Source organism: Qipengyuania sp. SS22 (assembly GCF_025736935.1).
Classification (GTDB): Bacteria; Pseudomonadota; Alphaproteobacteria; order Sphingomonadales; family Sphingomonadaceae; genus Qipengyuania.
Genome location: NZ_CP107048.1, coordinates 1215906 through 1238680 on the forward strand (window position 1 = coordinate 1215906; position 22775 = coordinate 1238680).

Consider the following 22775-nt stretch of genomic DNA (forward strand, 5'->3'; position numbering starts at 1 on the left):
GCAACCACGCTGCACTACAAACTTTCATGCAGATCTAAAGGCTATCACCTCTTCTCCAATCCATACCTTATTGAAACTTCCAAAGATAGGTGCAGATTGCGTTCACACTCCAAGAATTGACTGCATCTTTCCGCTATCTGCGTGTTCAATGCACAGGCCAGCTTGAGTGCGCTAAGATGGTCCCACGCCCCGATATCGTCAATTCCTACACAGCTGACCGCTCTGCCGCAAAATTGAGATGCTCATCTTTCCAATCTTACTAAGGCGGACGGGGAATTACTCCGGCTCTAGAGAGCAGTCCGTGTCAAAAGTAGTAACCTATCAAAGGGAACATAGTAATCAACGCCCCCTCATGATCAATCAAAACCAATTTCATTTGGAACCAAAACCAGAAAGCATAACTCCTATTGTTCTCAAAGAGATAAGAATATCCAGCCAGTAAGACAAATTTTTTATATAATAGAAATCATACTGGAGTTTCTCGTCTACTTGTTCAACTTCGGCCACATGTCCTAGATTAACCTGCGCCCAGCCAGTAATGCCAGGCCGGACAATATGGCGGTAGCGATAGAACGGTATTTCGCCTTCGTACCACTGTGACAGGCTCACTGCCTCAGGCCGGGGCCCTATCCAACTCATCTCTCCTCTCAATATGTTTAAAATCTGAGGGAGTTCGTCGAGTCTCGTCCGACGCAGAAAACCGCCAACTCTCGTGATCCGCTTGTCATCACTTTGCGTGATTGAAAGGTTGCGATTGTCGCCAGCATGCCCTTCAATCATAGTTCGCAGCTTCAGCACTAAGAACTCTTTTCCCCGAAATCCTAGGCGACGCTGACGAAAAAACACGGGGCCCCGACTGTCCCATTTGATTGCTAAGGCACAGAGGGCAACAATCGGCACCACGATCGGAATGGCGACGAGCGAAGCGAAGAGATCGACTCCTCGTTTAATTTTCTGATACGCAAAGTTGGGGACCAGCGCACCAAATCCATTTTCCGACAAGTGCTCAATCCGCACTTTCCCCGTTTCAGCCTCCCATACCTGCTTGTAGTGATAAACTGGACACCCAGAAATGGCCGCCTCAGCGAGAAACCGCTCCCATTCTGGCTCCAGATTTGCGCTGAGGTCTGCAACAATTGCCGATTCTGGCAGCCCATCTAGGGTTGGACTGACAAGAGGTAGAACAGGAGCTCCTCGCAGTTCTTTTAATAACTCGATACGACCGCCAGGCACCAAATAGTAAAGAATTCCTTTGGCACGCGAGCGTACTGCGGTGATCGCAAACCGAGTTCCGAGAATTGCCGCGAAACATGTGCCGATAACCTTATTTGAATACTCGAACCGGAATCCAGCGATTATCGCCACCAACACGCCGAATACAATCGCAACCACGGGAAGGATAGAGCGAGCTACCGCCACACCAGGATAGAAACGCAGTCGTCGCAAAATTGCGAGCGATATGAAAGAACAAACTACCACACCAAAGCCAGAGTTGATCACTCCTTGCTGGGACAACCAACTTACACTGGCACTGGGATCCCCTCCGCCCTCGGCGGCCGCCAAAACGCACAAGGGTATAATCACCCCCGCTGTGAGGATCGCAATTACTTCGAACCGAAGAGAGTGAAATAAACCGCGACGCACGATAGCAAGGGAAGAGTTTACTAACACCAATTGGCACTCCAAAAATCACTACACCTGCCGCTTATCGAACACAGCGCAAACCAAAAACCAGCGAATCATTGCGTGCACCAGGAGGGCGACAAATAGCGTATCCGTTCTCGCATTCCTTAGACAGAGCCCTGTAGAGCTTCAATCAGAACGAGGCGAAACTACACATATTGGCTCTAGGGTGCATATCCGAGCTATTAATGCGTGATCGGCAGGGCTAGAGATACCTAGTTAAGGGCAAAATACTGTCACGTCGCCTCCCCCTATAACGCCCAGGCTTGCAGTGCCCACTCTTTTCACCTAAGCAGAGGCCGAATACGGGCGCGGCCGGCACGTCGAATGTGCGTGTCGGTTGAGACACTGAATTCACAATGGAGAACAAGATGATTGCTAAGAAGATTCTCATTTCGGCTTCGGCCGCTGCTATGGCGTTCGCGCCGGTTGCTGCCTCGGCTGCTCCGGTTGCCGTCGAGCGTTCGTCGGCTTCGGCTAAGGACACCTCGGAACTGGGCGGCGCTGGCTTGATCATCGCCATCTTGGCGGGCATCGCTGTGGTTGCCGGCGTCATCATCGCTGCCGATGACGACGACGACACCCCCGTAAGCGTCTAAGCCAGCCTTAGAACTTAAAGAACCGGTCGCGGAGGTTTGCTCCGCGGCCGGTTTTTTCGTGCGCGCTCCGAAAGCGTTTTCCGAGTCGCGTGCTTCAGGATGGCCGCTAGAGTAAAATGAGCGGCCACACCCGCCAACGCGATTCTCCGGCAATCCTATTTACGCGGCCATTGCGGTCGAACCCGGCCCGCGTCCCTTGCCCTCGGCCAGCGCTCTGCTATGCCGCGCGCAACTCTCATTCGAACGAACAGGAACCCCATGGCGAAGATCAAGGTTGCGAACCCGATCGTCGAGCTCGACGGCGACGAAATGACGAAGATCATCTGGGAATGGATCCGCGAGCGGCTGATCCTGCCCTATCTCGACGTCGATCTGAAATATTACGATCTCTCGATCGAAAAGCGCGACGAGACGGAAGACCAGATCACGATCGACGCGGCCAATGCGATCAAGCAGTATGGCGTGGGTGTGAAATGCGCCACGATCACCCCCGACGAAGCCCGCGTCGAGGAATTCGGCCTCAAGAAGATGTGGGTCAGCCCCAACGGCACGATCCGCAATATCCTTGGCGGCGTCGTCTTCCGCGAGCCGATCGTTATCGACAACGTTCCGCGTCTCGTCCCCGGCTGGACCGATCCCATCGTCGTCGGCCGTCATGCTTTCGGTGACCAGTATCGCGCCAAGGACACGCTGATCCCCGGCGCCGGCAAACTGCGTCTCGTCTTCGAAGGCGAGAATGGCGAGAACATCGATCTCGACGTCTACGAATTCCAGAGTTCAGGCGTCGCCATGGCAATGTACAACCTCGACGACAGCATCCGCGACTTCGCGCGCGCCTGCATGAACTACGGTCTCGACCGTGGCTGGCCGGTGTATCTGTCGACCAAGAACACCATCCTCAAGAAGTACGATGGCCGCTTCAAGGATTTGTTCGAGGAAGTGTTCGAAAGCGAGTTCAAGGACAAGTTCGCCGAAGCGAACATCACCTACGAACACCGCCTGATCGACGACATGGTCGCATCCGCGCTCAAGTGGAGCGGCAAGTTCGTCTGGGCCTGCAAGAATTACGACGGCGACGTCCAGTCGGACGTGGTGGCGCAGGGCTTCGGCTCGCTCGGCCTGATGACCAGCGTGCTGATGACGCCCGACGGCAAGACCGTCGAAGCCGAAGCCGCACATGGCACGGTTACCCGCCACTATCGCCAGCACCAGGAAGGTAAGGCGACCAGCACAAATCCGATCGCCAGCATCTTCGCCTGGACGCGCGGGCTGATCTATCGGGGGCGCTTCGACAACACGCCCGACGTGGTCAAGTTCGGCGAAACGCTCGAGCGGGTCTGCATCCAGACCGTCGAAAGCGGCAAGATGACCAAGGACCTTGCGCTGCTCATCGGGCCCGACCAGAGCTGGATGACCACCGAGCAGTTCTTCGAGGCAATCGTCGATAACCTCGAGACGGAAATGAAGGCCTGGGCCTGAAACCAACCGCCGACTTCGTCATTGCCTAGGCAGTGACGCACGAGACCGGGACCGGCACGCGCCGGTTCCGGTCTTGTCGTTTGGGCTCATCAGAAAAGACAGGGATGACATGGCCGCACCGGCACAGAAGAAGCGCACAGCGAAACGCAAGGGCACCGAGAAGTTCGGCCAGCGCCGGCTCGAAGTGCGCAATGCGATGATCAAGGACATCCCCGGCATCGCGCATCTGGTGCGACGGGTCTACGAGGACATGCCCGCCTATACGCACGGCGAGATCCGCGGCCAGATCAACAATTTTCGCGAAGGCTGCTTCGTCGCCCTGCTCGACGACGAAGTGGTCGGCTATTGCGCGACCATGCAGCTTGCCGAAGCGCTCGCGTTCCAGCCGCATGACTGGGACGAGATCACCGGCAATGGCTATGGCAGCCGTCACGATCCGACCGGCGACTGGCTCTATGGCTACGAGATGTGCGTCGATCCCAAGGTGCGCGGCGTGCGCATCGGGCGGCGCCTGTATGAAGAACGACGCGCGCTGGCCGAGGAGATGGACCTGACCGGGATCGTCTTTGCCGGGCGGATGCCCAACTACCGCCGCTTCCGCCGCAAAGTCGAAAATCCGCAGGACTATCTCACCAAGGTGGTCGAGGGGAAACTGCACGATCCGGTGCTGCGCTTCCAGCTGGCCAACGGGTTCGAGCCCGAACGGATCATGCAAGGCTATCTGCCCGAGGACAAAGCCTCGATGGCCAATGCGGTAATGATGGTCTGGCGCAATCCCTATGTCGAACGCGACCAGCCGGTGAAGAAGCGGCTCCCACGCGGGGTCGAGGCGGTGCGTGTCGCGACCTGCCAGCTTCAGGCGCGCGCGGTCGCGGATTACGACGAATTCATGCGTGCCATCAAATATTTCGTCGATGTCGCAAGCGATTACGAGGCGGACTTCATCGTCTTTCCCGAACTGTTCACGCTCATGCTCCTGAGCTTCGAGGAGAAGGAACTCTCCCCCGTCGAGGCAATCGAGCGCTTGTCCGAATACACCCCGCGTCTGCGCCGCGACATTTCCGAGATGGCGATGCGCTACAACATCAATATCATCGCCGGATCACATCCGACGCGAATGGAGGATGGCGACATCCACAATGTCGCCTATGTCTGCCTGCGCGACGGCGCGGTGCATGCACAGGAGAAGATCCACCCCACGCCGAACGAGCGCTATTGGTGGAACATCAAGGGCGGTGACAAGGTCGAGGTGATCCAGACCGACTGCGGTCCGATCGGCGTGCAGATCTGTTACGATAGCGAGTTTCCCGAACTCAGCCGCCGCCTGGCCGATGAAGGCGCACGGATCATCTTCGTGCCTTTTTGCACCGACAGCCGCCAGGGCTATCTGCGTGTGCGGTACTGCGGACAGGCGCGCGCGATCGAAAACCAGTGCTTCGTTGTGTTGAGCGGCAACGTCGGCAATCTCCCCAATGTCGCCAATATGGACATCCAGTACGCGCAAAGCTGCATACTGACGCCGTGCGATTTCCCCTTCGCGCGCGATGGCATCGCCGCCGAGGCAAGCGAGAATGTCGAGACGCTGACGATCAGCGACATCAACCTCGCCGATCTCAGCTGGGCGCGTGCCGAAGGTACGGTGCGCAATCTCGCCGACCGCCGGTTCGACCTGTACCGGATCGAATGGGACGAGGACGGCAAGCACCCCGGCAAGCCGCGCCCGCGCCGTGAACCACTCGGCCCCGCGCATCCGGGTGGGGGTTAGCGCGCTATCGTATCGTGACAGCCTGACACGGCGCGGTTACGGAAGGTCCTATGGCATCGGCTGAATTTGCAAGCCCGGCGGTTTCGGACGCGCTGGTGATCCTCGGCGCGGCCGGGCTGGTCATCCCCGTCTTCACGCGCTTTCGCGTGACGCCGATCATCGGTTTCATCCTGATCGGGATTGCGGTCGGCCCCTTCGGGCTCGGCCGGCTGGTGTTCGAGCACCCCTGGCTCAACCACATCACCATCTCCGATCCCGAGGCGCTCGAGCCGTTCGCCGAGTTCGGGATCATCCTGCTGCTCTTCACAATCGGTCTCGAACTCAGCTTCAACCGGTTGTGGCAGATGCGCAAACTGGTCTTCGGTCTTGGCGCGATGGAGCTGCTGGTGATCGGCACTTCGCTCGCCATCGCGCTGTCGATGATGGGGCAGTACTGGACCGGTGCGCTTGCGCTCGGCTTTGCCCTCGCCTTCTCCTCCACCGCGATCGTCCTGCCGATTGCGGGCACGCATTCGCCCGTCGGGCGCGCCGCGCTGTCGATGCTGTTGTTCGAAGATATCATGATCGTGCCGATCATCTTCGTCCTCGGCGCGATGGCCCCCAATGCCGCCGGCGAAGGCTGGGAAGGCATGCTCACCACGCTGTGGCAGGGCGGGCTGGTGATCGCAGCAATGATGATCCTCGGGCGGTTTGCCCTGCCCCGACTGTTCGGCCAGGCTGCGCGCACCAAGAGCCCCGAGCTGTTCCTTGCCGCATCGCTGCTGGTGGTCATCGGTGCGAGCCTCGCCACCGCTGCGGTCGGCCTTTCGCCGATCGTCGGCGCACTGATCGCCGGGCTGCTGATCGCGGAAACTGAATATCACGGCGAAGTCGAAGCCATCATGGAGCCGTTCAAGGGCCTCGCGCTGGGGATCTTCCTGATCACCGTGGGCATGAGCATCGACCTGCAGACGATCTGGGAAAACTTCGCGCTGATCTTCACCGCGGTGCTGCTGATCCTGCCGTTCAAGGCGCTGGTCACCGGGGTCCTGTTGCGATTGATGGGAGCACGGCGCAGCACGGCGGCGGAAACCGGCATATTGATGGCCAGCCCTTCGGAAACGACGCTGATCATCCTTGCGGCGGCCAGTGCGGCGCTGTTGATCCAGCCGGGCACCGCGCAGTTCTGGCAGATCGTTACTGCGATCGGCCTGACGGTGACACCACTACTCGCACGTCTCGGCCGGGTCATCGCGCGACGGGTCGAACCGGTCCCCGAACTGCCCGAGGATACCGCCGACGAACCACGCGTGATCATTGTCGGCGCCGGCCGCGTCGGGCGACTGGTGGCGCAGATGCTGACCGCGCATGACAAGCCCTATATTGCGCTCGATGCGGATCCCGACCTGATCGAAAGCGCGAAGCGCGATGGTTTCCGGGCCACGTTCGGCGATGCGGCACGCGGGGATTCGATGGACCGGCTGGGTATCGAGAACGCGCTCGCCGTGGTGCTGACCATGGACGAGCCGGTATTGGTGCAGCGGCTGGTATCCAAGCTGCGCAAGGAGCATCCCAACCTGCTGATCGTGTGCCGCGCGCGTGACGTTCGGCACGCTGCCGAGCTTTATCGCGCGGGCGCAAGCCATGCGGTCCCCGAAACGCTCGAAAGCTCGCTGCAATTATCCGAGGCGGTGCTGGTGGATATCGGCGTGGCGATGGGCCCGGTGATCGCCTCCATCCACGAGAAACGCGACGAGTTCCGCGGCCAGATCGAGCAGGAAGGCGCACTGACCTACAAGCCGAAACTGCGGACCAGCACCGCGGAAGCCTAGATGGCGGTCCCGCTCGAAACGCGTTCGGATTGCGCGCGCTGCGCGGCGCTGTGTTGCATCGCCTATCCTTCGCAGGACATGCCGGGTTTCACCGCGGCGAAGGAGGCAGGCCAGCCCTGCCCCAAGCTCGGCGACGACGCGCGCTGCACGATCTATGCGGACCGCGCCGAACAAGGCTTTGCCGGCTGCATCCGCTTCGAGTGCTTCGGCGCGGGGCAGCATGTGGTCCAGCACCTGTTCGGCGGACGCGACTGGCGCGACAATCCGGCGCTGCGTGGTCCGATGGTCGAAACCTTCCTCGCCATACGCCCGGTGAGCGATCTCGCCTTCCTCGTCGAGCGAGCGCTGGGCCTCGCCCCTTCGCCAGAATCGGTGACGGAACTCGAACGACTGAGGGATGAATTACAGGCCATCGCGAGCACACGCGAATCCTTGAGCGATGGGCCCCGCATCGCGCAGGCCGAAGCCGCGATCAGGCGCGTCTATGCCTCGATCGATCCCACCAAACTGCGGGAAACGTGAACTTCTTTGCACGCCAACCGTTGGTCGGGGGAAGGAGAAAAGACATGAGCAACCCCGACCCGACCAAACCGACGCCCAACAGCGAAAAGTTCAAGCCACAGAATGTGCAGGACCCGGTGAGCACCGTCGAGCCGCCAAGCGCGAATGCGAACAAGCCTTCCGATACCGGCGGTCAGGACCTGCCGCGTGGCAGCCAGTCCGAAGTCGGTCGCAAGTCGCGCAACCGTAGCTGACGCTAGCGGGCGGAAATCCGGTCGCGGACTGCTGCAATCGCGTCCTCGGCCTTGGAGCCGTCCGGACCGCCCCCCTGGGCCATGTCCGGGCGGCCACCGCCACCCTTGCCGCCCAGCGCCTCGACCCCGACGCGGACCATATCGACCGCGCTGAACCGCTCGGTCAGATCGTCGGTCACGGCCACGGCAAAAGCGCCCTTGCCCTCGTTCACTGCGCAGATGGCGGCGATGCCCGAACCCATGCGGGTCTTGGCCTCGTCGAGCAGCGGGCGCAATTCCTTGGGATCGAGTCCCTCGATCACCTGACCGGAAAAGGTCACACCATTGATGGTCTCGTCAGCCGCGCGCGCTTCGCCCGCACCGCCACCGCCGAGCGCCAGTGCGCGCTTGGCATCGGCGAGTTCCTTTTCGAGCCGCTTGCGCTCCTCGACCAGCGCCGAAACGCGCGCCGGGGCTTCGTCGGGTGACGTCTTCAAGGCTGCGGCGATCGCACGCACGGCCTCGTCACGCGCGACCAGCCACTGGCGCGCCGCTTCCCCGGTCAGCGCCTCGATCCGGCGCACGCCCGAACTGACCGCGCTTTCCGACACGATCTTGAACAGGCCGATATCGCCGGTCGCGTTCACATGCGTCCCGCCGCATAGCTCGACCGAATAATTGCGTCCCTCGCCGCCCTTGCGGCCCATCGCGAGCACGCGCACCTCGTCGCCATATTTCTCGCCGAATAGCGCCAGCGCGCCGGCTTCGACGGCATCATCGGGCGTCATCAACCGCGTGCCGACCTGTTCGTTGGCGCGGATTTCCTCGTTCACCTCGGCCTCGATCGCGGCGATGTCTTCATCGCTGAGCGGCTTGGGATGCGAGAAATCGAACCGGAAGCGGTCGTCCGAGACGAGCGACCCCTTCTGCGTGACGTGACCACCCAACCGGTCGCGCAAGGCGGCATGCACCAGATGCGTCGCCGAGTGATTGGCCCGAATGCGGTCGCGCCGGTCGGCATCTACCGTGAGGTGGACCGCATCGCCGACCACGACCGAGCCCTTGGCGATCGTCCCGACATGCGTGTGCAAGCGCCCGAGCGGCTTGTTAGTCGTTTCGACTGCGAACTCTAACCCCTCGGGAGTCCATATCCGTCCCGCATCGCCGGTCTGGCCGCCGCTCTCGCCATAAAAGGGTGTCTGGTTGGTCAGGATGATCACGGCCTCGCCAGCACTGGCGGACTTAACCTCTGCCCCATCCTTGACGATGGCGACAACCTCCGCCTCCGCAGTGGTCGCGCTGTAGCCGGTAAACTCGGTCGACCCTTCGCGCTCGGCGAGGTCGAACCACACTTCCTCATTGGCTGCCTGGCCCGAGCCCTTCCAGGCTGCGCGCGCGGCGGCTTTTTGCTGCTCCATCGCGGCATCGAAGCCATTGCGATCGACGCTGATCCCGCGGCTGCGCAGCGCATCCTCGGTCAGATCATAGGGGAAGCCGTAAGTGTCGTAGAGCTTGAAGGCGGTCTCGCCGTCGAGCGTCCCACCCTCGCCCATGTCGCCGGTCTCGTCGTCGAGCAGCTTGAGGCCCTTGTCGAGCGTCCGGCGGAACTGGGTTTCCTCGCGCTGGAGCACTTCCTCGATCAGCGCCTGGCCACGTACCAGCTCGGGATAGGCCTGCCCCATCTCGGTCACCAGCGCCGGCACCAGACGATGCATCAGCGGCTCGCTTGCCCCCAGCAGATGCGCATGGCGCATGGCGCGGCGCATGATCCGCCGCAGCACATAACCGCGGCCTTCGTTCGAAGGCAGCACGCCGTCCGCCATGAGGAAGCTGGTCGAGCGCAAATGGTCGGCGATCACGCGGTGGCTGGCAGTGCTGTCGCCTTCGGCGCGGACGCCGGTCAGCCCCTCGCTCGCCGCGATCAGATTTCTGAAGGTATCGGTGTCGTAATTGTCGTGCACACCCTGCATCACCGCGGCGATGCGTTCGATCCCCATGCCGGTATCGATGCTCGGGCTGGGCAGATCGCCGACGATCTCGTCGTTCTCCTGCGTGAACTGCATGAACACGAGGTTCCAGATCTCGACGAAGCGGTCGCCATCCTCTTCGGGCGAGCCTGGAGGGCCACCCCAGATATGGTCGCCGTGATCGTAGAAGATTTCCGAACACGGGCCGCACGGACCATCCGAGCCCATTGCCCAGAAATTGTCCTTGGTCGGGATGCGGATGATGCGGTCGTCGGCAAAGCCGGTGAGCTTCTTCCACAGGTCGAACGCTTCGTCGTCGGTGTGATAGACGGTGACCGTCAGCCGGTCCTTGTCGAGGCCCCATTCCTTCGTCAGCAGTGTCCAGGCATGCAGGATCGCCTGCTCCTTGAAATAGTCGCCAAAGCTGAAATTGCCGAGCATCTCAAAGAAAGTGTGATGCCGCGCGGTGTAGCCGACATTGTCGAGATCGTTGTGCTTGCCCCCGGCGCGCACGCATTTCTGCGCGCTGGTGGCACGCGGCGCGGGCGGGGTTTCCAAGCCGGTGAAGGCATTCTTGAACGGCACCATGCCCGCATTGACGAACATCAGCGTGGGATCGCTGAACGGCACAAGCGGTGCGCTGGCGACCTCGGCATGGTCGGAGGAACCGAAATAATCGAGGAAGCTGCGGCGGATGTCGTTGGTCGATGTCATGACGGGCAGTTAGGCAATCGGCGCGCGGGCGACAAGCGCGAATGCCCGGCCAGACTGTGCAGGGGCAGCGATCAATCGGGCGCGTTGGCCGTCACGATCCAGCCAGCGGCCGGGAGTGCCATCTGGGCATCGACACAGTGCCGCTCGAGCATGGCGCGAAGGCGGGCCAAGGCGGCGTCGCGTTCAGCGTCGCCAAGCGCCCCGATGGCACGCGCTGCGGGGCCGATCCGCAGGAAATAGGACAGGGCATCCTCGACCGCCTGCTCGCCTTCGCCGCCGATCATGCCGTAATCGATCGGCTCGAAGGCAATGTCCTGCCACCCGGCTTTGGCAAGAATATCCTCGACGCGGGCCCGACGTCCGAAGGCAAAAGGCCCGGGGGCATCGGGATCGGGCGCGGGCTCATCGTTTGGCGGGAGGACCGCGGCGATTTCACGCACCCAGGGGTTCTCGGTACGCTCGCGAAAGCAGGAAAAGACCAGCCGCGCATTCGGCGCCGCCTGATCCGCGATATGCGCGAAGGCGGCGATGGGGTCGCCAAAAAACATCACCCCGTGGCGCGAAACGACGAGGTCGGCCTGTTCTCCAGCGTCCGCCGTCCAACAGGCCGCATCGCCCAGTTCGAAGCGTAGGTTCTGCTGCCCCGCTCCGCGCTCACGGGCCGCCTCGAGCAGGTCTGCGCTGATATCGACCCCGATCACCCTCGCCGTCGGATCGCCCGCCGCGAGCGCGAGCGACACTTCGCCTGCGCCGCAGCCGACATCCAGTGCCTGTGCGAAACCATTCGCCTGCGCGACTTCGAGCAGCCGGTCGGTCACCGGGCCGAAGCTGCGATCGGTCCGCTGCCATTCGTCGGCCCAAGCATTTCCGACCTTGCCGGTCCATTCGGATTGATCGGTCATTGCACCTCAGATCTGATAGTAGTCGCGATACCACGCAACGAACCGCTGCACGCCATCGCGGATATCCGTTTGCGGGACGTAGCCGGTAAGGCTGCGCAGCAGTTCGGCATCGGCCCAGGTCGCCTGAACGTCACCCGGCTGCATCGGCATGAGATTGCGCTTGGCCTTGATGCCCAGTGCATCCTCGATTGCCGCGATCATGTCGCCAAGCTGGACGGGCTGCGAATTGCCGATATTGACCACGCGCCACGGGGCGACTGGCGACAAACTGTCACCTTGGGCGATTTCATCGCCATTTTCCGGTCGGATTGGAGGTGCATCGATCAAGCGGCGAATTGCCTCAACCAGATCCTCCACAAAGGTGAAGTCGCGCATCATCTCGCCGTGATTGTAGACGTCAATCGGCTTGCCCTCGAGCATTGCCTTCGTAAATTTGAACAGGGCCATGTCGGGGCGGCCCCAAGGTCCATAGACCGTAAAAAAGCGAAACATCGTCACTGGCAGACCGAAAAGGTGTGCGTAGGAATGCGCCATCGCCTCGCTCGCCTTCTTGGTCGCGGCGTAAAAGGACATCTGGTGATCCGTCCTCATCGTCTCGCGATAGGGCATCTCGGTATTGGCGCCATAAGCCGAAGAGGTAGAGGCCAACAGCATGTGTTGCGGCGGATGTGCGCGCGCCGCCTCGAGCAATTCAAAAGTCCCGACGATGTTGCTCTCAAGATAGCTGCGCGGACTTTCGATCGAATAACGCACCCCTGCTTGCGCCGCGAGATGAACCACAATGTCGGGCCGCTCGTCGGCGAAAAGATCAGCGAGCAGGTTTGGAGTCTCGATAGATTCGTTGATGGCAGAAAATCCAGCATTCTGGAGTAACCCAGCTTGTCGGCGACGCTTCAACCCAGGATCGTAATAATCCGAAAGCGAATCTACTCCGATCACCCGGAAACCGTCTTTCAAAAGGCGACGGCTTAGGAAATAGCCGATAAAGCCAGCCGAGCCGGTGACCAGCGCGGTGCGGCTTTCGCCCATCAGTCGGCGCCGAACAGGTCGCGGGTGAAGACCTTGTCGCGGACATCGGCGATATCGGGATCGAGTCGATTGGCGACGATCACGTCGGCCTCTGCCTTGAATGCACCGAGATCGTTCACGACGCGGCTGCCGAAGAAACTCTCGTCATCCATCACCGGTTCGTAGACGATCACTTCAATCCCCTTGGCCTTTACTCGCTTCATGATGCCCTGGATCGACGACTGGCGGAAATTGTCCGAACCGGCTTTCATCACGAGGCGGTAGATGCCGACGATACGTGGCTCGCGCTCGATGATGCGGTCGGCGAGATAGTCCTTGCGCGTGCGGTTGGCGTCAACGATCGCGCGGATGAGGTTTTGCGGGACTTCGGAATAATTGGCCAGCAACTGCTTGGTATCCTTGGGCAGGCAGTAGCCGCCATAGCCGAAGGATGGATTGTTGTAATGCGCCCCGATGCGCGGATCGAGGCCGACGCCTTCGATGATCTGGCGCGTGTCGAGCCCGCGCGACAGGGCGTAGCTGTCGAGTTCGTTGAAGAAGGCGACGCGCATCGCGAGATAGGTATTCGCGAACAGCTTGATCGCCTCGGCCTCGTCGGCATCGGTCAGCAGGACAGTGACATCGGCTTCGAGTACCGGTTGAAGCAGCAGATCGGCGAACTTCTGTGCCCGCTCGGACCGTTCGCCGACGATGATCCGCGAGGGATGGAGGTTGTCGTAGAGCGCCTTGCCCTCGCGCAGGAATTCAGGACTGAAGATAATGCGGTCGGTCGCGAAGCGTTCGCGCGCTTGGCCGACATAGCCCACCGGGACCGTGGATTTGACGACTACGACTGCCTGATCGTTGGCGGCCAGAACCTGTTCGATGACCGTATCGACCGCGGAGGTATCGAAGAAATTGGTTTCGACATCGTAATTGGTCGGGACGGCAACCACCGCAAATTCGGCGCCTTCGATCGCTGTGGCAGGGTCGGTGGTGAAGGCGAGGTCGAGATCGTCGCGGCGCAGATACTCTTCGAGTAACTCGTCCTGAATCGGCGATTGGCGATCGTCGAGCAAGGCGATCCGCTCGGGCGAGATATCGCAGCCGATCACGCAATTGTGCTGCGATAGCATGATGGCATTGGAAAGGCCGACATAGCCAAGCCCGAAAACGGCGATCTTCATCGAATTACCCGCATATCAATCCGCTGCCGCAAGGGTCGTCAGCGCGAGCCTTCTGTGGGGAGGCGCGAGCGAATGCAAGCCCTGCCCCGCCCGCCGCTACTCACCAGATGAAATAGGGCCCGCCGCGCGCGCGCGCGCGCTGCCACGCAGGGCGGGCGTGGATCGCCTCGACGAACCGCGCGAGCTTCGGCGCTTGCTCGCCATAGCCCTGCATCACCGCGATCTCGGCGGGGAAGCTCATCATCACATCGGCAGCGGTCCAGTCATCGCCGACGAAGTGGAGGTCGGGTGAGATGTTGTTCTCGGCGAAGCGGACATGAGCGGCGAGTTGCTCGTCGACGCGCGGCATCAGCGATCTGGCGGCATCGCCAAGGCGACCGGCGTAGATCTTCAGCATGACCGGGACGAAAAAGCTGCTTTCGCCGAACTGCATCCATTCGAGGTGGCGGACATGGGCTTCGCCGTCGCGCGCGGGAAGCCAGCTTTCGCCGCCATGGCGTTCGCACAGATATTGGATGATCGCGCCGCTTTCGGCGATGCACAGCCCATCATCTTCGATCAGCGGCGACTTGCCAAGCGGATGGGCTTTCTGAAGTTCCGGCGGCGCAAGATTGCTTTCGGAATCGCGCTGGTAGGCGACCACTTCGTAGTCCGCGCCCAGTTCCTCGAGCAGCCAGAGAATGCGCTGCGAACGGCTGTTGTTGAGATGGTGGACGGTGATGGTCATGGCGGCGCTCCGGATTGACGATTCGCTCCGCACCCTAGGGCTGCCGCCGGTTGGCGGCCATGCCACAAACGGAAAAGCCGGTGCGGCCATGAAGCGGCGCGCACCGGCTTTCCGGTTTTTCGGGAGTACCGGGGGACAGCCCGGCTGTAACGCGAGCCCGGGGATATGGGCCGACGCGCTCCCGCTTGAAGAGAATTCAGTCCTCGTCCGCGTCCGGGCCGGTCATCATCTCTTCGGCGACCTCGTCGGTGCGGCCGCGGATTGCGGCTTCCAACTTGGCACACATCTCGGAATTTTCCTTGAGGAAGTTCTTGGCGTTCTCGCGGCCCTGGCCGATGCGGACACTGTCATAGCTGAACCAGCTGCCCGATTTCTCGACCACGCCGGCCTTGACGCCGAGGTCGAGGATCTCCCCGATCTTCGAAATACCTTCGCCATACATGATGTCGAACTCGACCTGCTTGAACGGCGGGGCGACCTTGTTCTTGACCACTTTCACGCGGGTCGCATTGCCGATCACCTCGTCGCGATCCTTGATCTGGCCCGTGCGGCGGATGTCGAGCCGCACCGAGGCGTAGAACTTGAGCGCATTGCCGCCGGTGGTGGTTTCGGGATTGCCGTACATCACACCGATCTTCATGCGCAGCTGGTTGATGAAGATCACCATGCACTTGGAGCGGTTGATCGAGCCGGTCAGCTTGCGCAGCGACTGGCTCATCAGGCGAGCCTGGAGACCGACGTGGCTGTCGCCCATCTCGCCTTCGATTTCGGCGCGCGGGACCAGCGCGGCAACCGAGTCGACCACCAGCACGTCGATCGCGTTAGAGCGGACCAGCGTATCGGTAATCTCGAGCGCCTGTTCGCCGGTATCGGGCTGCGAGACGATCAATTCCTCGATATCGACGCCCAGCTTCTTGGCATAGACCGGGTCGAGCGCGTGTTCGGCATCGACGAAGGCAGCGGTACCGCCGGCCTTCTGCGCCTCGGCGATGACATGCAGCGCCAACGTGGTCTTGCCCGAACTTTCCGGACCATAGACCTCGACCACACGGCCCTTGGGCAAACCGCCCACGCCGAGCGCGATATCGAGGCCGAGCGAGCCGGTGGAAATCGATTCCACCTGCATGGCTTCCTTCTGGCCGAGCTTCATCGCCGAACCCTTGCCGAATGCGCGATCGATCTGCGCAAGCGCGGCATCCAATGCCTTCTGACGGTCTGCGTCCACTTTCTTGTCCTCTACGAGCTTCAGACTTGCCGCCATGACATTACCTCCTGCGCTTGGCCAGAGCCGCTGTTCGACTCTTCAACTGGCGCAGTATGTATCGGCTTTGTTCCGCTAGAACAAGTGGGGAACGCGAAAAAGTTTTCTGGCTTTGTTCCACCCCGCGAAAACCAGTCAGCATAACATGCCTATTTGCGTTGTTCGCTCAGCACTTCGGCTACCTTGGCATTGATCTGCTGGACGCTGAACGGCTTGGGGATGAAGTGCATGTCTTCGATATCGATCTCGTTGCGGAGCTGCTCTTCGGCATAGCCCGACATAAACAGGATCGGGATTTTCGGCTTCACCTTGCGGATCGCGCGAGCCATCGCCGGCCCGTCCATCGTCGGCATGACGACATCCGACACGATCAGGTCAAACTCGGTCGTGCCATTGGCGATCGCGCCCAGCCCCTCTTCGCCATCGGCGGCCGTGGTCACTGTGTAGCCCGCGCGGGCGAGCGCACGTTCGGCGACGGCGCGCACCATGTCCTCGTCCTCGACCAGCAGCAGCTTCCCGCCCGCCGACCATTCGGTCGCCTTGGTTTCCTCGGGCTCTTCGCGGCGCATGATTGCGGGCAGTTCGCCCTTGTGCACCGGCAGGTACATGGTGAAGCGTGCGCCGATCAGCGTGCCGTCGGGCCCCTGCACATTGTCGGCAAAGATAAAGCCGTTCGACTGCTTCACGATCCCATAGACCGTCGACAGGCCGAGCCCGGTGCCCTTGCCCTGCTCCTTGGTGGTGAAGAAGGGTTCGAAGATCTTGTTGAGATGCTCGTCGGGAATACCGCCGCCGGTGTCCTGCACGATCAGCACGGTGTAATCGTCCGCGGGCATGATATCGATGCCCATCTTGCGCACGTCGCGCGCCGATACCCGGCGCGTCGCCAGCGTGAGGCTGCCCTTCCAGTCCTGCTTGCCGCGCTTGATCGCATTCATCTGCATCGCATCGCGCGCATTGACCGCGAGGTTGATGATGACCTGCTCAAGCTGCTGCGGATCGGCGCGGACAGAGCCTAGCTCGCGATCGTGGCGCACCGAAAACTCGACCTTCTCGCCCATCAGCCGCTTGAGCAGCTGGCTGACCTCGCTGACCACGTCGGGCAGCTGCAGCACCACGGGGCGCAAGGTCTGCTGGCGGCTGAAGGCAAGCAATTGCCGCGTCAGGCTGGCCGCGCGGTTCGAATTGGCCTTGATCTGCTGGATGTCATCGTAATCGCTGTCACCCGGCGTATGCCGCAACAGCATGAGGTCGCAATAGCCAATGATCGCGGTCAGCACGTTGTTGAAGTCATGCGCCACGCCGCCCGCCAGCTGGCCGACCGCCTGCATCTTGGTAGCCTGCGCAACCTGGCGGCGGAGGCGCTTCTCTTCCGAGGAATCGGAGATCGACAGCAGCACCGCCGCATCGCCCAGCCCGCGTACGCCCGCGAGGCCGATCGACACCGGTTCTTCCTTGTCGTTCGCCAGCCGCACCGCCATGTCGCCGCTCGCGGTCGCGCCCTTGGCGAAGCGGCGAACGGTATCAGCCAGCGCGGCCTTGTCTTCGCGCACGACAAGGTCGGACGGAAATTGCGGCAGTCCGCGATCGACCCGTTCCACCGCGCGCAGAAAAGCCTTGTTGGCGAATAGGAAGCGGCCGTCGCGATCGGTCAGCGCCAGCCCCAGCGGCAGCGCGGAGAGCAGCGCTTCGAGCTGCGGGATGGCGGCCTTGCCGCTGCCTTCCCAGCCGCCCCCGAGGCCGACCGAACTGTCGACCAGCAGCATCAGCGAAGGCGATTGGTCGGCATCGCTGAGTTTGTCGGCGGAAGGTGCGTCGAGCGGCACATGCACCAGCGTCTGCGGCGAACCCTGCTGCCCTTCGCGCGCGAAGAAGATGCGGTCGCGATCGTCCGAGCGAAGCAATTGCACGAATTCGAGCCCGCCCAGCGAATTGTCGCGGCTGCCGGTAGCGCGTTCGGCCAGCCCGGGTGTGGTGGTGAGGACGACACCATCGGGCCCCACCAGTGCGAGTTCGAGACCCGACCGGGAGATCACCTCGCCAAAGCGGCCCGAAAGGCGCTCGGACAGGCCTTCATAGCTGTGTTCCTCACGCAACTCGGTGAAGCGCCAGACGAGATAGGCCTCGCCCCGTCCGCTGCGATCGATCTGCAATTGGTAATAGGCCCCGAGACCGTTGAGCCGCAATTCGGCGACCTTGGCCGAGCCATCGCGCCAGGCTTCGCGCGCGCCGGCGATCACCGCTCCGCGAGAGGCGGTATCGAAGGGCAAATCGTAAGGCGTGGTCGCGCTGTCAAACCAGCCTTCATAAGTCGAATTGGCGCAGACCATGCGGTTAGCCCGATCAATGATCACCACGGCCCGGCGGCGGTTCTCGATCGCGACGCTGGTTACCGACCAGTCTGGCTGGAGCGCATCCCCCTCGACAGGAGCAGTCTTGAGACGGGCCGCGAGCAGCAGCATCAAAAGCACCGCCACCAGCGCTCCGCCATAGGCCAAGGCAACGACGGTCTGCTGGCCGACCAGCCATACCAGCGATACCGAAACGATCCCGGCAGCCGCGACGCCGAGCATAAGCGGTAGCGGGGGCAGCCGGGTGACCGGATTGTCTTCCTGCACCATCACGGCTTGGGATCTTTAAGCATGCGGTCATCCAGACGTCGTTCCATCGCGCGCAGGCGGCGCTGGCGCTTGCGCGCAACGACGAAGCGCCAGACCACATCCGCAAAGACATAGCCGAACGCTGCCCCGACAATCGCCAGCACGATGAAGCCGAATACGGTCACCAGCACCGTGATCCCGACCCCTTCGAACATTTCGATGAACCACGACCAGCGCCCGCTGGAAATTTCGTCCTGTGCGACGCCGCCGGTTGCCGCCAGATCGACCTTGAGAATGAAGACGCCGATCTTGTTCGCCACCAGGGCCCAGAACGGGAAGGTGAACGGGTTGGTGATGAAGGTGACCAGTGTCGACAGCGGCACGTTGGCGCGCGCAGGTAGCGCCATGAAGGCGGCGAGGAAGATCTGCCCCACCGGAACGATAAAGCCCGCAAAGATTCCCAGCGCCACGCCGCGCGGGACGCTACGCCGGGTAAAGCGCCACAATTCAGGGGTCAGGAAGCGGTGCGCAATGGGGCGCAGGAACTTGCTGCGCGCCATCTGCTCACGCGTGGGCATGCGCAGGCGGATCCAGTCCGACAGGAATGTCTTAGATTTGCGCTCGCTCATTGCCACGACCCTGCCATGCGCTGCCTCCCTGGCGAGTGCAAGGAAAGGTGGAAAGCGGCTTGCGACGAATGCGGCATGGCTGGCGATGTGGTTAGCACGGGCCCCCGATGTAAGGGGCCTGCACGCCAATCATCCGCGGTCGCGCAACAGTCGCGCCTTGTCGCGCTTCCAGTCGCGATCCTTGATCGTCTGGCGCTTGTCATGCGCCTGTTTGCCCTTGGCCAGCGCCAGTTCGACCTTCGCCCGCCCGGTGCTGTTGAAATAGACCGACAGCGGGACCAGAGTCATGCCCTTGCGCTCGACTGCGCCGAACAGCTTCTCGATCTCGCGCGAATTGAGCAGCAACTTGCGCGGCCGGCGCGGCTCGTGGTTGAGCCGGTTGCCATGCGAATATTCGGGGATGTTGGCATTGACCAGCCACACCTGCCCGTCGCGGACCTCGGCATAGCTTTCCTTGATACTCGCCTCGCCCGCGCGCAGCGCCTTGACCTCGGTGCCCTGCAGCGCGAGCCCGGCTTCGAAAGTCTCTTCGACGTGATAATCGTACCGCACACGCCGGTTGTCGGCGACGGTCTTCTGCTTGTCGAAAGTGGCGGGCTTGGGTCGGGCCATAAGGCGGGCGCATGTAGGGTAGCGGGCGGCGCTTGGAAAGGGCGTGCAGCGATTTCTCTTGCCAAGCGTGCCGTGCCCATGGCGAACGCGGTCGAGGCGCTTGCCGTCAGCGATCCACCCTTCCCCGCCGCGCCATTGCTCGACGAGGACGAGGTGATCTAGGCCAGCCCGGCGATTTCCAGCGCTTCGTCGACTGCCTTGCGGCTGGCTTCGCTGGCGGTGCACAGCGGCAGACGGACATCGGGCTCGAACCAGTCGTGCACGCGGCTCAGCGCATATTTGACCGGTGCCGGGCTGGCGTCGGAGAACATCGCGTAGTGCAGCGGGAACAGGCGGTCGTTGAGCGCGCGTGCCTTGACCAGGTCGTTCGCCGCGATCACGTCGTGGAACTCGGCGCACAGCGCGGGCGCAACATTCGCGGTCACCGAAATACACCCAGATCCGCCCGCGGCCGAATGCGGCAGCCACAATTCGTCATTGCCCGACAGTTGGCAAAACTCGTGATCGAGCCCCATGCGGTGATCGGCGACGCGCGACAGATCGCCACTGGCATCCTTGATGGCGACGATCCGTTTGGGATATTTGCGCACCAGTTCGACCACCGTCTCGTCCTCGATATCGGTCACCGTGCGGCCGGGTACATTGTAAAGGACGATCGGCAGGTCGCTGTTCTCCGCCAGGAAGCTGAAATGCGCAATCAGGCCGGTCTGGCTCGGACGGTTGTAATAGGGCGCGACGCACAGACCCGCTGCCGCCCCCGCCTTCTTCGAGAACTGCATATGCAGCAGTGCGTTGCGCGTATCGTTCGAGCCGCAGCCTGCGATCACCGGCACACGGCCCGCCGCCTGTTCGATACATACCTCGATCACCCGGTGATGTTCGGCATTAGACAGCGTCGAGGCCTCGCCCGTGGTGCCGCAGGGGACCAGCCCCTTGCTGCCATTGTCGATCTGCCAGTCGACAAGCTTGCGGAACGCGGCTTCGTCGAACGATCCGTCGCGAAAAGGAGTCGCCAGAGCTGGAATCGAGCCTGAGAACATTTACCTGAGTCCTGCGTTAGAGGAATGAAACACAATCATTTTCGCGACGCGGCGCCACGATCCATTCAGCGCCTGATAAGGAGGGGCCAGGCAATATGTCCAGCATGGGCCGAAAAACAGTTTTCTCACTCGCACTTATGGTCGGCAGCGCGCTGGCCTTCCCCTCGCTCGCGCAGGCACAGGATGCCTCGCGCACCAGCATGGTTGCGCAGCAGCCGGGCCGGATGGACCAGGCGGTCGGTCAATGGGAATATCTGACCAAGCAGGAGAACCTGCCGTTCTCCTCCTATGCGGGTTTCCTCACCAGCTATCCCGGCTTTCCCAAGAAGGAATTGCTCCAGCGCCGCGCCGAAGCCGCGCTCGATAGCGAAGCGCCTACTCCGCAGACGATGGTCGCTTTTTTCGACGAGCACCCCCCGCTGACCAATAGCGGGCGGGCGCGGTATGCGCTTGCGCTGGCCTCGCTCGATCGCCCCGAGGCGCTCGAGGTGGCGCGCGAAGCGTGGCGCGGGGGCATGATGAGCGGCCCGGCCGAGCTTTACATGCAGGGTCTGTTCGGCAGCCGCTTCGCCCCCGAAGACCATGATGCGCGGATGGACGCGCTCCTGTGGCAGGGTAGTTACGAAGCGGCTTCGCGCCATGTCGTGCGCGTTTCGCCCGCCTATCGCGGGATGGCGCAGGCGCGGCTGGCGCTGCTGCAGGGCAGCACACCTTCGCAAGCCGGCGTACCCATTCCGGCGGGCGCGATGGCCGATGCGGGCTATGTCTACAATCTGACGCGGCATTACCGCAACTCGGGCCAGCCCTACGAAGCGGTGAACCTGCTTTCGACCCGTGCTGCCTTCGTGTCGCCCGCTTTCGATGGCACGCAGTTCGTCAGCGAAGCGCTGGCCGTGGCCAAAAGTGCCGGGGCGACGCAGGCCGCCAGCATCGCGGGCAAGATCGACGACGTCTTCGCGCCGGGCACCGATATTTCCGATGGTTCCTATACGCTGCGCGACAAGTACACCGACCTGATGTGGCTTGGCGGGACCAAAGCGCTGTGGTCGCTCGGCGACGGGACGCAGGCTGCGCCGCTGTTCTACCGCTATGGCACCGCGGCCAAGACGCCGCTGACCCGCTCGAAGGGCTTCTACTGGGCCGGCCGTGCCGCCGCGCGCGCAGGCGACCAGACCGGAGCAGAGCGATATTGGGAAATGGCCGCCGAATATCCCGATTGGTATTACGGCCAGCTGGCGCTGAGTGAGCTCGGCCGTCCGATGCCGAGCTTCGCCGCCGTCCCCGCGCCCGACAGCGCCGAACGCGCGGCCTTCGAAACCGATCCGCTGACCGGCGCGCTGCGTGCGATTTCGCGCAACCGCCGCGACTGGCGCACCGAACGCGCCTTTTTCGAAGCGATTGCCGACAAGGCCGATACGCCGGGCAAGATGGCGCTTGTCGGTCAGTTGGCCCGCGAGACGGGGCTCGAGGAAATGGCGGTTGTCGCCGGTCTCGTGGCAGGCGAGCATGGCCTCACCGGTTTCGAACGGCTCGGTTATCCAACGGTTGAAACGCATCCGGGCGCGAACTGGACGATGGTTCATGCCATTGCGCGGCAGGAAAGCGAATTCGACCGTAACCGTGTCAGCCATGCCGGCGCCCGCGGGATGATGCAGTTGATGCCAGGGACCGCGCGCGAGGAAGCGGGCAAGATCGGCGTGACCTACATGTCGGCCAGCCTGACCCAGAGCCCGAGCTACAATATCCGTCTGGGCGATGCGCATTTCGCGCGGCTGATGGACCGCTATGGCGGGGCCTACCCGCTCGCCATCGCGGCGTATAATGCCGGTCCTGGCCGCGTGAACGAATGGTTACGCCTCAATGGCGATCCGCGCACTGGCGCGGTCGACTGGGTGACCTGGATCGAACAGATCCCGTCGAATTTCGAGACGCGCTATTACGTCATGCGCGTGATCGGAAATGCCGTCAGCTATGCCAATATGCATCCCGACCGGTCGGCCGCTTACGAACGCGATATCGGGAATTACCTGCCCCGCTGATTTACGCTAGGGGCCACG

The 22775-nt window shown here is 62.1% G+C and carries 18 protein-coding genes; 7 read left to right on the forward strand and 11 right to left on the reverse strand.

Features of this window, described 5'->3' with window-relative positions:
• Positions 1-372 precede the first annotated feature (372 nt).
• A complete protein-coding gene (locus N6L26_RS05910; protein ID WP_263607111.1) occupies positions 373-1515 on the reverse strand; it encodes a sugar transferase in 1143 nt (380 codons plus the stop codon).
• Between the two features lie 527 nt (positions 1516-2042).
• Between N6L26_RS05910 and N6L26_RS05915 the strand changes: the two genes are divergently transcribed.
• From N6L26_RS05915 to N6L26_RS05940, 6 genes are all read left to right on the forward strand, one after another.
• Entirely contained in the window at positions 2043-2282 is a 240-nt protein-coding gene (locus N6L26_RS05915) for a hypothetical protein (RefSeq protein ID WP_263607112.1), read from the forward strand.
• Between the two features lie 258 nt (positions 2283-2540).
• Positions 2541-3761 carry an NADP-dependent isocitrate dehydrogenase gene (locus N6L26_RS05920; RefSeq protein ID WP_263607113.1) on the forward strand — a complete coding sequence of 407 codons (1221 nt, stop codon included), beginning with the start codon at positions 2541-2543 and terminating at the stop codon, positions 3759-3761.
• 109 nt (positions 3762-3870) lie between these two features.
• The gene (locus N6L26_RS05925; protein WP_263607114.1) at positions 3871-5526 is read left to right on the forward strand and encodes a bifunctional GNAT family N-acetyltransferase/carbon-nitrogen hydrolase family protein; all 1656 of its coding nucleotides are present in this window, start codon (positions 3871-3873) and stop codon (positions 5524-5526) included.
• Between the two features lie 50 nt (positions 5527-5576).
• Entirely contained in the window at positions 5577-7337 is a 1761-nt protein-coding gene (locus tag N6L26_RS05930) for a cation:proton antiporter (protein WP_263607115.1), read from the forward strand.
• Complete coding sequence (locus N6L26_RS05935; protein WP_263607116.1) at positions 7338-7859, forward strand: hypothetical protein; 522 nt, start codon at positions 7338-7340, stop codon at positions 7857-7859.
• Positions 7860-7903: 44 nt separating this feature from the next.
• Complete coding sequence (locus tag N6L26_RS05940) at positions 7904-8092, forward strand: hypothetical protein (protein WP_253515234.1); 189 nt, start codon at positions 7904-7906, stop codon at positions 8090-8092.
• Positions 8093-8094: 2 nt separating this feature from the next.
• On the opposite strand, the gene alaS is transcribed toward N6L26_RS05940, so the two are convergent.
• From alaS to dapA, 10 genes are all read right to left on the reverse strand, one after another.
• Positions 8095-10752 (reverse strand): alanine--tRNA ligase, encoded by a 2658-nt coding sequence (gene alaS, locus N6L26_RS05945; RefSeq protein ID WP_263607117.1) that lies wholly within the window; start codon positions 10750-10752, stop codon positions 8095-8097.
• A 71-nt stretch (positions 10753-10823) separates the two neighbouring features.
• The gene (locus N6L26_RS05950; RefSeq protein WP_263607118.1) at positions 10824-11654 is read right to left on the reverse strand and encodes a class I SAM-dependent methyltransferase; all 831 of its coding nucleotides are present in this window, start codon (positions 11652-11654) and stop codon (positions 10824-10826) included.
• A gap of 6 nt (positions 11655-11660) precedes the next feature.
• Complete coding sequence (locus tag N6L26_RS05955; protein WP_263607119.1) at positions 11661-12683, reverse strand: NAD-dependent epimerase/dehydratase family protein; 1023 nt, start codon at positions 12681-12683, stop codon at positions 11661-11663.
• Positions 12683-13849: a nucleotide sugar dehydrogenase gene (locus tag N6L26_RS05960; RefSeq protein WP_263607120.1), complete on the reverse strand. Its 1167-nt coding sequence runs from the start codon at positions 13847-13849 to the stop codon at positions 12683-12685. The genes N6L26_RS05955 and N6L26_RS05960 overlap by 1 nt, the downstream gene beginning before the upstream one ends.
• Positions 13850-13949: 100 nt before the next feature.
• Positions 13950-14576, reverse strand: a complete 627-nt coding sequence (locus N6L26_RS05965) for a glutathione S-transferase family protein (protein ID WP_263607121.1) — start codon at positions 14574-14576, stop codon at positions 13950-13952.
• 196 nt (positions 14577-14772) lie between these two features.
• The gene (gene recA, locus N6L26_RS05970) at positions 14773-15837 is read right to left on the reverse strand and encodes a recombinase RecA (RefSeq protein WP_263607122.1); all 1065 of its coding nucleotides are present in this window, start codon (positions 15835-15837) and stop codon (positions 14773-14775) included.
• Between the two features lie 149 nt (positions 15838-15986).
• Positions 15987-18458 (reverse strand): response regulator, encoded by a 2472-nt coding sequence (locus tag N6L26_RS05975; RefSeq protein ID WP_263607262.1) that lies wholly within the window; start codon positions 18456-18458, stop codon positions 15987-15989.
• Positions 18458-19066 (reverse strand): DUF2062 domain-containing protein, encoded by a 609-nt coding sequence (locus tag N6L26_RS05980; RefSeq protein ID WP_263607123.1) that lies wholly within the window; start codon positions 19064-19066, stop codon positions 18458-18460. The genes N6L26_RS05975 and N6L26_RS05980 overlap by 1 nt, the downstream gene beginning before the upstream one ends.
• A 129-nt stretch (positions 19067-19195) precedes the next feature.
• Positions 19196-19678: an SsrA-binding protein SmpB gene (gene smpB, locus N6L26_RS05985; RefSeq protein ID WP_263607124.1), complete on the reverse strand. Its 483-nt coding sequence runs from the start codon at positions 19676-19678 to the stop codon at positions 19196-19198.
• Between the two features lie 158 nt (positions 19679-19836).
• Positions 19837-20718, reverse strand: a complete 882-nt coding sequence (gene dapA / locus N6L26_RS05990) for a 4-hydroxy-tetrahydrodipicolinate synthase (RefSeq protein ID WP_263607125.1) — start codon at positions 20716-20718, stop codon at positions 19837-19839.
• Positions 20719-20822: 104 nt separating this feature from the next.
• Between dapA and N6L26_RS05995 the strand changes: the two genes are divergently transcribed.
• Positions 20823-22757 carry a lytic transglycosylase domain-containing protein gene (locus N6L26_RS05995; protein WP_263607126.1) on the forward strand — a complete coding sequence of 645 codons (1935 nt, stop codon included), beginning with the start codon at positions 20823-20825 and terminating at the stop codon, positions 22755-22757.
• Positions 22758-22775 lie beyond the last annotated feature (18 nt).

Bases quoted from the DNA above. Each gene is read 5' to 3' on its own strand.
- N6L26_RS05915 (WP_263607112.1), top strand. From the start codon at position 2,043: ATGGAGAACAAGATGATTGCTAAGAAGATTCTCATTTCGGCTTCGGCC.
- N6L26_RS05920 (WP_263607113.1), top strand. From the start codon at position 2,541: ATGGCGAAGATCAAGGTTGCGAACCCGATCGTCGAGCTCGACGGCGAC.
- N6L26_RS05925 (WP_263607114.1), top strand. From the start codon at position 3,871: ATGGCCGCACCGGCACAGAAGAAGCGCACAGCGAAACGCAAGGGCACC.
- N6L26_RS05930 (WP_263607115.1), top strand. From the start codon at position 5,577: ATGGCATCGGCTGAATTTGCAAGCCCGGCGGTTTCGGACGCGCTGGTG.
- N6L26_RS05935 (WP_263607116.1), top strand. From the start codon at position 7,338: ATGGCGGTCCCGCTCGAAACGCGTTCGGATTGCGCGCGCTGCGCGGCG.
- N6L26_RS05940 (WP_253515234.1), top strand. From the start codon at position 7,904: ATGAGCAACCCCGACCCGACCAAACCGACGCCCAACAGCGAAAAGTTC.
- alaS (WP_263607117.1), bottom strand. From the start codon at position 10,752: ATGACATCGACCAACGACATCCGCCGCAGCTTCCTCGATTATTTCGGT.
- N6L26_RS05950 (WP_263607118.1), bottom strand. From the start codon at position 11,654: ATGACCGATCAATCCGAATGGACCGGCAAGGTCGGAAATGCTTGGGCC.
- N6L26_RS05955 (WP_263607119.1), bottom strand. From the start codon at position 12,683: ATGGGCGAAAGCCGCACCGCGCTGGTCACCGGCTCGGCTGGCTTTATC.
- N6L26_RS05960 (WP_263607120.1), bottom strand. From the start codon at position 13,849: ATGAAGATCGCCGTTTTCGGGCTTGGCTATGTCGGCCTTTCCAATGCC.
- N6L26_RS05965 (WP_263607121.1), bottom strand. From the start codon at position 14,576: ATGACCATCACCGTCCACCATCTCAACAACAGCCGTTCGCAGCGCATT.
- recA (WP_263607122.1), bottom strand. From the start codon at position 15,837: ATGGCGGCAAGTCTGAAGCTCGTAGAGGACAAGAAAGTGGACGCAGAC.
- N6L26_RS05975 (WP_263607262.1), bottom strand. From the start codon at position 18,458: ATGGTGCAGGAAGACAATCCGGTCACCCGGCTGCCCCCGCTACCGCTT.
- N6L26_RS05980 (WP_263607123.1), bottom strand. From the start codon at position 19,066: ATGAGCGAGCGCAAATCTAAGACATTCCTGTCGGACTGGATCCGCCTG.
- smpB (WP_263607124.1), bottom strand. From the start codon at position 19,678: ATGGCCCGACCCAAGCCCGCCACTTTCGACAAGCAGAAGACCGTCGCC.
- dapA (WP_263607125.1), bottom strand. From the start codon at position 20,718: ATGTTCTCAGGCTCGATTCCAGCTCTGGCGACTCCTTTTCGCGACGGA.
- N6L26_RS05995 (WP_263607126.1), top strand. From the start codon at position 20,823: ATGGGCCGAAAAACAGTTTTCTCACTCGCACTTATGGTCGGCAGCGCG.